This window comes from Sporosarcina sp. So3-204 (assembly GCF_058068165.1).
Map to the genome: position 1 here is coordinate 1,724,132 of NZ_CM176485.1, position 14,996 is coordinate 1,739,127.

General features: G+C 36.8%; 12 protein-coding genes. 8 read left to right on the forward strand and 4 right to left on the reverse strand.

Translation table 11 applies throughout. The features are described from left to right. Positions 1-77: 77 nt before the first annotated feature. The gene (locus AC3RV6_RS08415) at positions 78-1,370 is read right to left on the reverse strand and encodes an MFS transporter (protein ID WP_489748996.1); all 1,293 of its coding nucleotides are present in this window, start codon (positions 1,368-1,370) and stop codon (positions 78-80) included. 649 nt (positions 1,371-2,019) lie between these two features. Here AC3RV6_RS08415 and AC3RV6_RS08420 point away from each other — a divergent pair. Next, positions 2,020-2,736 (forward strand): toast rack family protein, encoded by a 717-nt coding sequence (locus AC3RV6_RS08420; protein ID WP_489748997.1) that lies wholly within the window; start codon positions 2,020-2,022, stop codon positions 2,734-2,736. A gap of 69 nt (positions 2,737-2,805) precedes the next feature. Here AC3RV6_RS08420 and AC3RV6_RS08425 read toward each other — a convergent pair whose 3' ends face one another. Next, a complete protein-coding gene (locus AC3RV6_RS08425) occupies positions 2,806-3,972 on the reverse strand; it encodes an MFS transporter (RefSeq protein ID WP_489748998.1) in 1,167 nt (388 codons plus the stop codon). Positions 3,973-4,262: 290 nt separating this feature from the next. Here AC3RV6_RS08425 and AC3RV6_RS08430 point away from each other — a divergent pair, with 290 nt between their 5' ends. The 4 genes from AC3RV6_RS08430 (at position 4,263) to AC3RV6_RS08445 (ending at position 7,739) form a co-directional block, all read left to right on the forward strand. Then, positions 4,263-5,363 (forward strand): hypothetical protein, encoded by a 1,101-nt coding sequence (locus AC3RV6_RS08430; protein WP_489748999.1) that lies wholly within the window; start codon positions 4,263-4,265, stop codon positions 5,361-5,363. A 249-nt stretch (positions 5,364-5,612) separates the two neighbouring features. Continuing rightward, positions 5,613-6,770 carry a hypothetical protein gene (locus tag AC3RV6_RS08435; protein WP_489749000.1) on the forward strand — a complete coding sequence of 386 codons (1,158 nt, stop codon included), beginning with the start codon at positions 5,613-5,615 and terminating at the stop codon, positions 6,768-6,770. A gap of 136 nt (positions 6,771-6,906) precedes the next feature. Continuing rightward, the gene (locus tag AC3RV6_RS08440) at positions 6,907-7,194 is read left to right on the forward strand and encodes a hypothetical protein (RefSeq protein ID WP_489749001.1); all 288 of its coding nucleotides are present in this window, start codon (positions 6,907-6,909) and stop codon (positions 7,192-7,194) included. A 194-nt stretch (positions 7,195-7,388) separates the two neighbouring features. Continuing rightward, a complete protein-coding gene (locus AC3RV6_RS08445; RefSeq protein WP_489749221.1) occupies positions 7,389-7,739 on the forward strand; it encodes a M28 family peptidase in 351 nt (116 codons plus the stop codon). A 206-nt stretch (positions 7,740-7,945) separates the two neighbouring features. Here AC3RV6_RS08445 and AC3RV6_RS08450 read toward each other — a convergent pair whose 3' ends face one another. Then, positions 7,946-8,983, reverse strand: a complete 1,038-nt coding sequence (locus AC3RV6_RS08450) for a hypothetical protein (protein ID WP_489749002.1) — start codon at positions 8,981-8,983, stop codon at positions 7,946-7,948. Between the two features lie 382 nt (positions 8,984-9,365). Between AC3RV6_RS08450 and AC3RV6_RS08455 the strand changes: the two genes are divergently transcribed. Further along, positions 9,366-11,972 carry a cation-translocating P-type ATPase gene (locus AC3RV6_RS08455; RefSeq protein WP_489749003.1) on the forward strand — a complete coding sequence of 869 codons (2,607 nt, stop codon included), beginning with the start codon at positions 9,366-9,368 and terminating at the stop codon, positions 11,970-11,972. 181 nt (positions 11,973-12,153) lie between these two features. Here AC3RV6_RS08455 and AC3RV6_RS08460 read toward each other — a convergent pair whose 3' ends face one another. Further along, positions 12,154-12,375, reverse strand: a complete 222-nt coding sequence (locus tag AC3RV6_RS08460; protein WP_489749004.1) for a hypothetical protein — start codon at positions 12,373-12,375, stop codon at positions 12,154-12,156. Positions 12,376-12,542: 167 nt separating this feature from the next. Between AC3RV6_RS08460 and AC3RV6_RS08465 the strand changes: the two genes are divergently transcribed. Then, on the forward strand, positions 12,543-13,637 hold the full coding sequence (locus AC3RV6_RS08465) for a hypothetical protein (RefSeq protein WP_489749005.1): 1,095 nt from the start codon (positions 12,543-12,545) through the stop codon (positions 13,635-13,637). Beyond that, a complete protein-coding gene (locus tag AC3RV6_RS08470) occupies positions 13,638-14,864 on the forward strand; it encodes an amidohydrolase family protein (RefSeq protein WP_489749006.1) in 1,227 nt (408 codons plus the stop codon). The last annotated feature ends 132 nt before the right edge of the window (positions 14,865-14,996 follow it).

Here is a 14,996-nt window from a genome sequence, read left to right on the forward strand (position 1 = left end):
AAAAGTTTCCTTCTTCAAACGTAAAAAAGCTGTTTCAACACTAGTTCTAGTGTTGAAACAGCTTTTTTAATGGAGGATTAATTCCAATGGCCTTCGTCTTTTAGTTTTGTTTTCCCAACGAATGCATATGTTACAAGAATAATATTTAGCACGAGCATAACGACTACAGCATATAAAGCGGGTGTATAGCTCTTTGTAATATCAAAAATGTATCCATAAGCAGGCAACGCAACAATTCCTGCGACAGCGAGTCCGAGAGATGCAGTCGAGTAAATCTGACTATACTCACGACTGCCGAATAGGCTTGTTGTGAGTGCTGGAGCAAGTGTTCCAACTGAGTTTGAAACAGTGAAACCAAATAATCCAGTTGAAAGCGTAATAATAAGTGGACTAGCTGATCCAAATATTAATCCAAACACAGCAACTATTGCTAAAACCATAGCAACGTAAATCGTATTACGGGAACCGATCTTATCGACAAGATACCCAAGTAGAAGTGCTCCGACCAAGACACCGACCATGTAAGCAGCCATTGCATTTCCAGCGAATATTGAATCATAGCCTTGTGGAAGTGACTGGATATAAGACGGAATGTGAACTGAGAAACTAGCAATTGAAACTATCAATAAGAAGAATAGGAATAATGAATAGAATGCGGTAGATTTTCTCGCGATTGCGAGTGTAACACCTTTATCCGATTCTGTATCTAAAGTTTTTCCATCTACTAAAGATCCTTCTTCTTCAGCGCCGTATGGCAACACACCAATAGCCTGAGGTGATTTACGAATAAGGAAGAGAATAGTTGGAACAACAATTATAACTGCTGCTAGCCCTAATGAGATATAGCCAGTACGCCATCCTGATTCAGCAATTGTATGGCCAATAAGTGGCTGTGCAAGCGCACCAAGTAATCCTTGAGAAGCTCCAATTAATCCGAGTGCCATACCACTTTTCTTTTTAAACCATTTGTTTACAAGAACTGGCCCAGCGATAACTGTGATGAATACGCCACCAACAGCTAGTGGAATAGAGAAGATGTACCAACCCCATACAGAGTTACTGAATCCGAATGCAACAAAGGCACCGCCTTGCAAGATCATAGCAGTAATAAGAACAATACGAGTATCATATTTAGCAAGAATTTTACCGCCAATTGGTAGGAAAATCATTGTTACAATAGAAGCGATACTGAAGTAAAGCATTAAGTTTCCTGTTGAAATGCCTAACCCATCTTCTGATGGGGGTGCAGTAACGCCTGGAATAAATAAACCAGCTGAGTTATTCAGCACGCCTTTTCCAACACCGACCATAATACAAAGTGCTACGAGTGTCCACCAAGCATAGTGAATTTTTTTCTTGGACTTTGCCATCGTTTCCCACTGCCTTCTAAATTATATTTGCAATCAACATTTTGTAGTCCTCTGTTATATCATTTTTTTGAACATCTATATAATCTCTTCATTATAAAATAACCAACTGAATTACAGGAGGTTTTTCTAAAGATTGGTCTATATGAGCAATAAGCTAGCAGAGTCCGTGCAGAAAATCAATTACAATTTGAGCATACTTAATTGACAGTTGTGTGTCAATAGAATTCGTTTAAGATTAAACCTTCCGATTTTAGTATACAATTTAAATTTAGCAAATGGATAACTATTTATTCTCTTATTTTTAACCAAATGCTTTATATAAAGGAAAGTGATTGATCCGAATCCGCGGAATGGCCTATTTTGATTGCCAGCGCAACATTGATTTCTGAATAGTTTGCTGTACGTTTCACTACGGTTGATTTCATAAATTACAATTGTCAAGAAGTGCTTCGAAATGCGGGAAGAAAAATAGCATACCTGTGAACATTGAATTTAGAGTAGTGTGCTGCACAGGAGCGTTTTTTGAAACTATTCTGAATTGCGTCATGCGCAGGCACGTTTCTAAGACCTTAGGCTGACTTACGGTTCATTCGTTTGATGGACTCAATTTTATCGGGATTCGGTTATGATAGGTAAAAGGGGTGTTGGTATGCGAAAAGTATTGATAATTATAGTAAGCTTAGCACTTATAGGTATGGTTGTCTTATTGGTATTTAATTTATTGAAAACAAATCGGGCATCGGATGTATTGTCCATTGAAAAGGACAACGCAAAATCATTGGATGTGGATATTCGTTTTGGAGCCGGAAAGCTTTTGGTTGAGGGTAGTGCATCCGAATGGGTGGATGGTGACATTGATACTAACATAAAAAAAGGGTATCCATCCGTAACATATAAAAATAAAAAAGATATCGGCTATGTAGTGATTCAGCATAAAAAGAAAATGTTTTCGCTTTTTGGAAAGAAAAAAAATACCTGGAATCTTCAATTAACAAATGAAATACCTGTGGATTTAGATGTTCAAATGGGTGCCTCTGATTCAAAATTGAATTTGGCAGGAATCCGTCTCAGCCGCTTATCAGTTGATGCAGGCGTCAGTGACACGACTATTAATCTAGGTGGTGATTGGCAGGAAAGCTTTGACGCAGAAATTAATCTAGGAGTGGGCGATGCGAAAATCTATTTGCCTCAAGGCGTCGGAGTTAAATTGTCCATTTCAAAGGGAATCGGCAGCATAGCAACGGAAGGTTTTATTTCCCAGGGTAAAGGTGTCTATGTGAATGAGGCATACGATCTTTCGGATATACAAATTAATATGGAGGTCAATGTCGGTGTCGGTCAGGTAAATTTTTTGCTTGAGGAGTAGAGAAAGAGAAAGCGTGCCTATGCATGAAGCTATTTTGAATTGTGTCATGCACAGGCATATTTAAAATTCTTACACTTCAACTTTTTCAATATCTCTTTGTTTCTTGCTATAAATCTTGTAAAGAGTAAGTCCAAATATTATACCTATAAATGACATGCTAGAAATAGACAAGAACAAAACTTTACCTCCAAAAGCGCCATAGATTGCTCCACCTACATAGGATGCCAAAATTCCTGACACGCCGAAAAACAAGAGGGCAAGCACTGTTTGACCTGTTGCGCGCCACTCAACCGGAACAATTCGATACAAGTACTGAATGGCTGCGGAATAAAAAATCGGGAAAGTTAGCAACTGCATAATTTGCAAATAAGCTAAAAGATGTGGATCAGTAATCCAGGCTGATAGGAAAAAACGAATGAAGTAAAATGTAGTAGCGATTGTAATAATCATCAATTCTTTCCCTTTTCGTAGCCACCAAAAGCTTAGCCCAAATACCACAATTTCACTGCCTCCAGCCAAGAACCAAGCTTGGCCTACTAAAGCTGTACTTCCACCAAGTTCTACTATATATACACCGAGGAATGTATCATTCATCCTTGCTGGAACTGAACAGATAAAGACGAGTAACAAGAACAGTAATGTTTCTTTGTTGCTCAAAAAATGCTTGAGACTTTTAAAGGTTATTGGCTTTCCAGAAACCGGTGCATCTGGCATTTTCCAGATGACAATAAAACTAATTACACCAATACCGGCAAAAAGAATGGCCAAACTATGCGCACCAAAATAAGACATGATAAAGCCGGTCATTAACGACACAACTGCATAGCCTAAAGCCCCATATGTACGTATAGAACCATAACTAATCTTTGATTGTTCAGCGATTGTAAAGTTAAAACTTTCAGTCAGCGGATCAATCGGCATCAGAAAAAAATAAAGCAACATGGCGAACAAAATCAGTGAAAAATAGCTGTTCGAGTCGTACAAAAAATAACCGATTATGCTTGAGAATGCAGTTAATATTAATAATACTTTACGCATGGATTTGGTTTTATCACTGATCATACCCCATAATGGCTGCGCAAATAGTGTAATAAATCCTCCTGTTCCAACTATGAAGCCAATTTGGCCTGGCTTCAATCCCTGTTCAGCCAAATATACTGGAAGAAATGGGATGAATATGGCAAGTAGCCCGAAGTATAGAAAATTAAATCCTCGTAATAAGTTTTGTGCTTTCATTCGTGTTTAGACGCCTCCAGTATTGCATTCATTCAATTATAGTAACCTCATTAGTATATCATACTAAATTCGCGTGCCTATTTTGATTTGAAGCGCTTGTGGAACACTTTATTCTTAGTAGTTCTATGTACAAGCGCTTTTACTAATTATGAATATAAAATTAGTAGCTTTCACAATACTAAACAGTTTCATACATATATAATTAAGTGTGCTTGTGTATCATTGAATTTTTGAAAAACGATAATAGCTAAAAAGAATCGGAAATGTACTTTAGAATGGAGATAGATACAATGATTTTTGAATTAACACAAAATGCATTATCAACGATTTTGATAGACTGTATTCAATATTATCCTGATAAAAAGAGTTATAAAGAGGCATATGGTTTAATCATGGGGACAGAAGAAAAAGATAAATTAGTAGGGGAATATTCATTCCCGATAGGTAATGTAGCCTCGCAAACGAAAGCATCGGTTACAGCTAATGATAAAGTTGACGATATTGTAAAGAAAACAAAGCAGTTAGTAGCGACTACAGCTTGTGTCGCGTCTTATCATAGTCACCCATATAATGAGTATTTTTCAGAATGGGCTATGCCGAGTAATGGTGATTGCCATGCAGTTAAGGGAAGTCAAATAAAAGTAGAATTAATCGTTGCATTAACGCAAAACAAATTAAAAAGCCAACCAATTTGCTTATCATACATGAAACAAACTGGATTGAGTTTTTTTAGTCATAATGGAGATGGTCAAGAACTTCCTACCATTCAAAAACTAGATTATTCAACGCAGTATATACATGGATCATTTTTGAATTATGACTTTGAAGTCCATGCTTATTTGAATACGGGAAAGAGTCTACAGGATATTGATTTGTATGCATCTGAAGTGGTATTGAATGAATTACTCGTAAAAGAAAATATTGATATTGCGGATTTATCTAGTAAAGGCATGTATTCTGTGAAAAAACTAGAATATTCCTTACGCTTAGAGAATAGCAAAAAATACAGGAATAAATTATCGTATCATGTAGAGAAAATTAAAAACGAACAAGGAATTAATCAAGTAGGTACGGAAGAAAATGAAACGCACTATATGGGTTCAACTTATACAGAAATAGAGAAATTAACGCAATCACAAATTAAGACCTTAGCCAAAAGAAAAGCGTTGTATATTTCTAGGGATGATTATAGAGATGAAAGTGATCAAATAACTCGTCGTTATTATCTGGTAGATGATGATTTGGGATTAATAAGTATGTCAGAAGAAATTGTTACGACTTATCCACTGGAAATAGGAGAATTGATTAATAAAAAATACGAAACGATTATAGACGAAGAAAGCTTGTATGTGCCAATCAAAATATGGATCAAAAAAGGATTTATTTTCTAAGTTAAATTTATAAGAACAGTGCCTTTGCAAGATACTATTTTAATTTGTATCATGCGGAGGCACTTTTTTAAATTGTAGTTGTGTATTATTGTTTCTTTAAGTATAGTAGTATTGACATGCATACAATTACACGGATTTAAGTTATATTATTTTTGATCTTTTAAGACGCAGTATACATAGATAAATGGAAATGATACTTATTAATATAAAAATTTAATTTAATAATTGTGCGAAGTGGAGGATGGGCATATGGATATTTCAGAGCTAAGAAAACGAAGAAATGACATTAAAAGAGTATCTGAAACAACAATTGATAATATGCAAACAATCACGAAAGAGTCAAAGAGAGTTACTGATGTTGCTCACAATGCAGAATATATTATTAAAGATTTAGAGCGGGAGTTTGAAAGTCAGACAGCTCTCAATAAGGTTGATGTAACATTTTTATACTTTGCTACAGCATTACAATGCTTGCGACAATATTTGCTTACAGATTTTAAAGAGCGACTTACGGATGCTGAAGCAGCGAAGTTAGTAAAAGGAAATAAGTCAAAAGAATCAAGCGAAAGATTACATGGATGGTACAAACCAACTTTAGAACAAATTATTAATAACCCTGTACCTTATGACGCACTTTATGGCAGTCCGAAGTTTGACTTAGGATTAGGTGGGAAAACGCATAGATTTAAAACGCTAGGTCATGACCCATTATTGGGATGGTTATTTGGAACGGCTAATATTGCAACTAGTACGCTCACAACTTGGGATTTAAACTCTTATCATATTAAGACAGGTTACACTGCTAGGGGAGATGCTAGAGATAAGATTACTCATCATGCCGATACTTTAAAAGTTTTATCATATACCCAAGAGAAATTACTAGATCAAGGTGTTGAAGGAAAGACTGCAGTTGGAACAGCAATCATAAAGCAATGGATGCATATTAAATCGGATCAATATTCTATTGCTGGCTTGCCAATCCCAGTAATTAGCACCATATCTCCTGACTTAGCTAGACATTTAGCCGAACGAGGAATTGATATGGGAAACATTTCTAATGTAGGAAAACAAGCTTCAATGTCTATTCTAATTAATACGATTATATCGATGGTTCATGGACTGTTATATGATGAAAGTAAGTATAGCTCAAGATCACTTTATGATGTCAAGACTAGAAAGATATTAAGTTATTCAAATTTAATTGCCTCTTCTAGCAATGTAATCTATGTTGCTGCAAGTGTTTATGCTGGAAATGAAAAAGCGATAAGAAAATTGGATATAGGTGGGTTGATCGTCACAATCTATCGACTTATAACGGATGCAGATTTTATTCGAAAAATTAAAGAAGAGTTTGTACTCAATGGTTTTAATAAAAAAATTCAAGGTGTAGAAATAAAACTAAAGTAGGTGAGGGCATGGGATTCGGCCGATTTTTATTAAAAAACATTCTGGCTATCATACAATTGACACAGCTATAAAAATAAAAGACCATGGATTAGTTGATGGAATTAAGGAAAAGTATAGAGAAGATGTACTGGAAGATATGCCTGGCATTAGTCATGTATATAATCAAGGTAAATACGAAGGTAAGAAAGAAGGTTACATAGAAGCTTCTCACGAATATGAGAAGAAGCTTTTAAAACAAGCAGAATTATTTTTAGCGCAAACAGAAAATTTTAATACTCAAAATCAACAATACGATGAGTTAATCAATGACTATGAGACTTATATAAATGAAATGAACAGTAGAAATGACTTATCAAATAGTGAGATTAAGTATTTAAAAGAAATGCTTGTAATGGAAAGAAGACTACTAAATGTAATCCCATAATCAACCAAGATAACCAATTCTCAAGATAAATGAGATACGGTTATTTTTTACGCAATTTAATAATCCTCTTTACTTTTAGATCTTTCACAACAAGCAGGTACTGCAGCCGCTCTAGAAATCACACGTGTATTAAAGGATTATCCCTTGAAGAAGAACTATGAATTGCATTTGTAGGCGCTGAAGAAATTGAACTAATTGGATCTACTCATGACGATAAGACATTAACTGAAGAAGAAATAGCGCGTAGTATAGCAAACTTCAATAAGGACATGGTGGCGACGTCGTGGGAAAATGCAACAACTATTTATACGAATACAGTCGACGGGAAAGCAAATCTAGTGACTGAATCTACAAATAAAGTAGCGAGTGACATTGGTAAACCTTCTGAGTTAGTCTTATACAAACGTGGCTCCTCGGACCATGTTTCATATAATGAAGTGGGTATTCCTTCAGTTAATTTTATAATAAGAGATCCTGGAACACATAACTTAGAGACATATTATCATAATAAACTAGATACGATGGAATACGTTAGTAAAGACTGATTAAAAGAGATCATTGACCTTGTGGCGGCGCTGTTTATAGTTTCGTGGGAGAGAAGTAATCTCTTAAGTGCGTAGGTAAGCAAAAAATAATTCCAACGTAATTATGAAATTCATTTGTACAGTAGATTAATAAAATGGATCCTCCTAGTCGGATAATCGATTAGGAGGATTTTTTAACAGTGGCCTAACACAACTTAGACACTATTCTAAACTGTATTGAAGTTGTTTCTTGCACAAGACACTCCACAAGTCAGTAGAAAATCCAACCGAATCATCTTCGACGGGATTTTCTTTTTTTTCTTTTTCTTCAACTTTTTCCATTTTAACTGTTGCTGTTTCTCTTTTTCCTTTTTCCGGATTAGAAAATGGATGAGGTATATCGTAAACCCTGTCATGAAAAGAGCAAGCGCATATTGAAATATTTCACCCGTCTGGATTAACGAGAAAACGTCTTTCCAGGAGTGGCCCGGAATCGATACATAGTTCGGCTGATCTTTTGGAAACCGTATCGTCATCGTTTGCGAAGGCTCCACAAAATCACTCTGCAACATCTGTTTCGTCATATGACGGATATGCCCGTCAGCATCTTCATAGTCGAAGGACAGATGGTAAGTCGGTCCCGTCGTTCTGCCGCCTTCATTCACGTATTCATCTGTAATATACGCTTGTGTTTCAACGAGTTCACCTGAGTATGTAATTGCCAGATTATAGATTGCTTTCCCCATTGATATGTAGAAGATGAGCATCATTATGAACCATACACTAATCATCAGAAATGTAGCAAGACGGTCAATGATTCTTCCATGACGGTCAAAAATCGTTGAAAACGATTTGATTTTGCGTAGCTGATAGATTATATAGAAGAACGGATAAAGACCATATACGACCATCATAATCCAGTTCTTGATACTGTCCTGTCTGACATCCACTTCGCTATAAAATTCGCCTTCTTTTAGAATCCCGGGAATCACATACCTTTTACCCATCTCTTCATATTGTCGTTTCGACAACTCCGGACTATAATCAAGCACTTCATCTTCAATCGAAATCGTCGCAAAATAGGCCATCGAACCAAACAGCCCTCTTACTACTTCTTTCTCAATCATTACACCTTCAGCCGGATAAGTTTTCTCACTCATCTTCAATTTGACAAACTCCGACGCTTCATAAACAAAGCCCACCATTAGTAGAAGAAAGAGGATGAATGTCCCGGTTTCTAACAAAATTTTCTTTATGAGTTTCATTTTATCACCATCCGTTTAGTTACTATTACAATCTACTATACGGAAGTACGTACCAAAAGTGTTCAATTATTACACATTTGAACGGTCTAATTTATCTACTGGTAAAATCACATACATACGCACCGCAGCATTCCTACAATATGAAAGTATGGAATAGTGTGCTGTACAGGCACGTTTTTTTATTTCTATAGCGATTCTTATCATACAGCGATCGGACAAGGAATAGTATTGGTATAGGGTTCGGTTAGCGAATGAGATAGAGAGCAAAATTGGATTGTTTAGTATTCCAGTATATTCGCTACATGTATAAGAAAGGACAAACTCCAAAAGGTCTGTTCGATAGCATGGTCGTCAACCAATTTCGCACTGGAAGGAGAATCGGATGTCAGAATACCATGAACAATCATCCGTTGAAGTTATGGATAAGCTGGACGTGACCCATCAAGGATTGAGTGATTATGACGTCCAAAAGAGACAAGAGGTATATGGCTATAATGAATTGGCGGAAGGAAAAAGGACAAGTGCATTCGCTGTTTTCTTTGGACAGTTTAAAGATTTATTAGTCATTATTTTATTAATAGCCGCTTTCATTTCATTTTTATTAGGTGAAGTAGAAAGTACGATTGTGATACTGATTGTCGTACTATTAAACGCAATCCTGGGCACCGTACAACATGTGAAGGCTGAACAATCTTTGGAGAGTCTGAAGGCGTTGAGCTCCCCAATTGCCAAAGTGATGCGGAATAATCAGCTAGTAGAGATTCCTTCAGAAGATATCGTAGTTGGTGATCTCCTCTCTTTGGAGGCAGGTGACTATATCAGTGCGGATGGCAGATTAGTAGAAAGCCATAATTTGCATATCAATGAAAGTTCGCTGACAGGTGAATCATTGGCTGTAGCGAAAAGTACCGCACCAATCCAAGAAGAACATGTCCCCATTGCAGAGAAAATGAATATGGCTTTCACTGGAAGCTTTGTTACGATTGGACGCGGAATCATCGTGGTAACAGCGATTGGAATGGAAACAGAAATCGGGAAAATCGCCAATTTACTAGACACTGCAAAAGAGAAGAAAACACCTCTCCAAGTAAGTCTCAATCAGTTTGGAGAAAAATTAGCTTTAGGGATTACGATTATTTGTTTAGCTATTTTTACGATTGATTTGCTAAGAGGACGTGAGTTAGTTGAATCGTTTATGTTTGCTGTGTCGCTTGCAGTTGCGGCTATTCCAGAAGCATTAGGTTCTATTGTTACAATTGTACTGGCCTTTGGGACACAAAAAATGGCGAAGGAAAATGCCATTATCCGAAAGCTCTATGCTGTTGAAAGTCTGGGCAGTGTATCAGTTATTTGTTCAGATAAAACGGGGACATTAACCGAAAATAACATGATAGTTCAACAAGTCTATGTGGATCAAAAAGTCATTCCACATAATCAACTAAAGACAGAACATGCCATTGAGAAAAAGCTTATTGTACAAGCACTATTATGCAATAACGCCTTGGCAAGGAATGAAAAAGAAATCGGAGACGCTACTGAAATTGCACTTGTGAAATTAGGAAAACAGTATCATATTGACGAATTATCCGTAAGAAATCACTATCCTCGAATTAAGGAAATCCCTTTTGATTCAGACAGAAAGTTAATGACTACAGTGCATCAAGTCCATGAGCAAATGATCATGATTACCAAGGGCGCAGTAGATGTTTTATTGCCCAAGATTATGAAAATGGAAACTTCTCAAGGAATACTTACGGTTACGAATGAGTATCGTAAAAAAATCGAAGAAGTGAATCATGACTTTTCTACTAATGGGTTAAGAGTAATCGCTATTGCTTATAAAGAGATACGGGCGCATCAACCTATCGATGCAGAAGATGAAAGAGATTTAATCTTTTCCGGATTAATAGCGATGATGGATCCTCCAAGAAAAGAGTCGAAAGGAGCGATTGAAAGCTGTATAAAAGCGGGTATTAAACCGGTTATGATAACAGGTGACCATAAAATAACAGCTACAGCGATTGCTAAACAAATTGGACTATTAAAGGATTCATCAGAAGTAATTGAAGGAGCGGAAATTGAAGGGTTAACGGATCAGCAACTCCAAGAAAGGGTTCAAGATATTACTGTCTACGCTCGTGCAACACCTGAGCATAAAATACGTATTGTTAAAGCTTGGCAGGAAAAAGGACATGTCGTTGCGATGACAGGGGATGGTGTCAATGACGGCCCAGCCTTAAAACAAGCCGATATTGGTGTGGCGATGGGGATAACCGGTACCGAAGTAGCGAAAGATGCCTCCTCTATGGTTTTAACGGATGATAATTTTTCAACGATTGTCACAGCAATTGAGAATGGAAGAAGTATCTATTCGAATATTAAAAACGCCATTCTATTCTTATTATCAGGAAATGCAGGTGCTATTTTTGTTGTGTTATATGCAACAATACTAGGTTTACCACTACCATTTGCACCCGTGCACCTACTATTTATTAATTTGCTGACGGATAGTTTGCCAGCCATTGCAATCGGTTTAGAGCCGCATAATAAAAAAACGATGAAGGATAAGCCGAGGGATATTCATACGCCTTTATTAAATAAAAAAGTCACGACTCAAGTGGTGCTTGAAGGTTTATTAATCGCTATCGCTACGATTATTGCTTTTCGAATCGGTTTATTAGCAGGAGATACGCTAACAGCGAGCACGATGGCATTTACAACTTTATGTTTGTCCAGATTAATACATGGCTTCAACTCGAGATCTAAAGAATCAATCTTCGTAATTGGTGTTTTTTCAAATATGTATACGTGGCTCGCGTTTTTAATCGGATTTATATGCTTACATGTCGTGTTATTTCATCCAGCGCTTACGAGTATGTTTGAGATAGCGCCATTAAGTTTAAGACAATTGGGTCTAATCTATTGCTTGTCCGTAATGCCGTTTCTAGTGAATCAGTGGTATAAGGTGTTGTTTGTGAGGAGTAAGTGAAACTAGTGGGGGAGAATCTCGCGTACTGCGGAAGAAATTTTTCAGATAGTTTAAAATATATGATTGTTTGGCAGATAAGTACCTTTTATTAAGACGCAGAATCTACTAGAAAGAAGGGAACCAGGGTTTCACACCTGATTCCCTTTTTTGAATTGTCACAATGCCCGATATTATTAGAAAGTCATTTTCTTTTCTTACCAATACTCTTTAAGTTTGTGTTGCTTTTTTCAACTATTTTTTCAAACTCTACAAACACAAAGTATTTAGATTCTCCCATCTTCTCAACTCTTATCACTTTTCCGTTGCGCCCTTTAATCTTCACGCTTTCATCCACCGCCGGTATTCTCCGCAATGCGACATTGAGTAGTTCAATTTTGTTTTCAATATAATGAATGGCATACATTTTCTAATCTCCTTTTTTTATGAACGTTAGTATACATTCATTTTATGAAGGTAATTGGGATTTAGAACGTGGCTAAGTGATTTTCCGTACCTTAGCTACTCTTTACTTAGGCGAACACATACTTTTGCATTCACGCATAAATTAGTAAAACGGCAGGAGGTCATGATATGAAGAATAAACAAGCATCTAGTAAGGTTAAGTCTCCAAGATCTAAATGGACTCTTTTTGAAATAATAGGGGTCATGTTAGTTTTACTCTCATTACTTATTTTATTATTCGCTCCTAATTCACTGGCCAATTTCTTTAATACAATAATTGGCGAAGTAAAACCAATCGTAGTAGATGTATTTTTAACAAGCGAGGTAGGCATTGCGATTATCGTTAGTGTTATTTTTGGGCGATTATTGGAACGGTTAGGTTTTACGGATGGCTTAATCAGACTATTTGTTCCAGTTATGAAATGGCTGAAAATTAATCCATCTGTTATTATCCCAAGTGTTTATAATATCCTGGGTGATATTAATGCAGCTGGAAAAATTGCTGGACCGATTCTTGTTAAAGCTAAAGCTACGAAAGATGAGCAGAAAATTGCTATAGCGACGATGATTCAATCACCTCAATCATTTGCAACATTAGTGTTAGGACTAATCGCTTTATCAATCTTTGGTATTAATGCATTTCCACTTGTGATTTTCTCAATATTCCTTCCTATTATAGTAGTTCCATTTATTTTATCAAAAACGATTTATCGAGATACAAAAGGAATGGAATTAGAACATTTGCCTCGTTTTACTCCGAAAACGAGATTTCTTCAAACAATCTTTACCTCAGCAAAAGAAGGCGTAGAGCTTCTTTTGTTAATCATAATTCCGGCAGTTGCAGCTGTGTTTTTCTTTATAGGCGCTTTAAAGTTTTTTGGCGTTTGGGCTGCTATTGAAGCATCTTTATCAACTGTTTTAACATTTATGAGTATTGAACCTACGACGGGAATTATTTCGATACTTGCTGCTCCTACGCTGGCGGTTGCTCAACTTGCAGAGTTACCAAGTACGGTAGATCCCCGATTAATTGCAGGGGCATTTGTATTGGCGAACTCTGGGTTACCGTTATCCGTTATCTTTGGCCAGGTACCAGTAACTTGGGCAGAAACATCTAATCTCAATGAAAAAGAAGCTTTAAAAGCCGCATTGATTGGCTTGATCCTTCGATTCGCAACTGCTTGGGCATTGGCGGTCTTATTAACACCGTTTTTGGTGAACTAGATGATGAGTGATGGTTATATCGTAAGAGGGAAAAGGATTGTCACTGTCAGTAAATTGGGGACGATTGAAAACGGTGCTTTGGTAGTCGTAAATGGGAAAATTTTAGATATAGGAAATTGGGAGAGGCTTCAAAAACAATATCCTGGTTTCTGTGTGATTGATTACTCGGCTTATGTCATTACGCCCTCATTAGTTGATTGCCACACGCACTTATTAGAATTTGCACCATCTTCACTATACCCTGACACACCAATTAATCATTTTAAAGTGGGGAAATCACTTCTATTAGATGCACTATCGTCAGGAATAACAGCCCTGGGTGAACAAATATGTGGGCATCCACTCTATGATTTTACTGTGAATGATTACCGGAAGGCTGTTTTGAATATGCCGTTGGATGTTTCTTTTGCAACGACGAGCATATCGATTGGATTTGAAAAGTTAGCCCATTTCACGGCAGTTACACAGTCGCAAGTCGTCGAGAAAGCAGATTTAATCGACCCGAATGTGGTGCAAATGATTGCAGAGGCAAGTGACTATCCTGGTGAAAACGTATTTATCAATGCAACACCGGCAAACTTTACTGTAGATGAAGTACCAAGGGCAGGAGAAGTCATTTATACGTTAGCGGAATTAAAGAAGATTGTAGAAATCTATCATCAGCTAGGAAAGCGGATTGGCGTTCATGTTGCTGGTGAGTCTAGTATAAAAATGGCATTGGATGCCGGAGTGGACGTTTTGCACCATGCACATGGCATCACGGACCGGTTAATAGAACAGGCTTCAAAACAGCATGTGGAAATAGTTGCTACCCCCATGGGTGGTACTCACATAACTCCTAATTCACCAGAAGAAATTCTTACATTAGTGAATAATAATATACCTGTTTCAATTTCAACCGATGCTTATTTACCGCCATATCAAGGCACTACATGGCTGCCCTTTAAGGATCAGGCATTGAGGGGCCCTGATGTATTAATGTTAATTGCCCATCCTGCCATGCAACTATTAAAAGAAAATAATTACGATGAAAATGAGATTTTGGCATTACTTACTGCAAATCCAGCAGCACTATTAGGTCGGGAAAATAGTTTTGGAAGATTAGTGCAAGGATTGGATGCCAACTTCTTAGTAGTAGAAGGTATTCCGGGTCTGGAAATTACAAGTGTTGAAAAAATAAGTAAAGTTTTCTTTCGAGGCGAAAAAGTAATTGACCGTAAAAAATAAGTTGAATAGAATTTCCTGTGCACAGTGATAATCGGACACAATACAGAATTCATTTAATAGCTCTATGATGAATATAAAGTAATAAAGTATGCAGGCCATAGATTGGCTAGGAGAAGCCTCTAAATAAGTTTA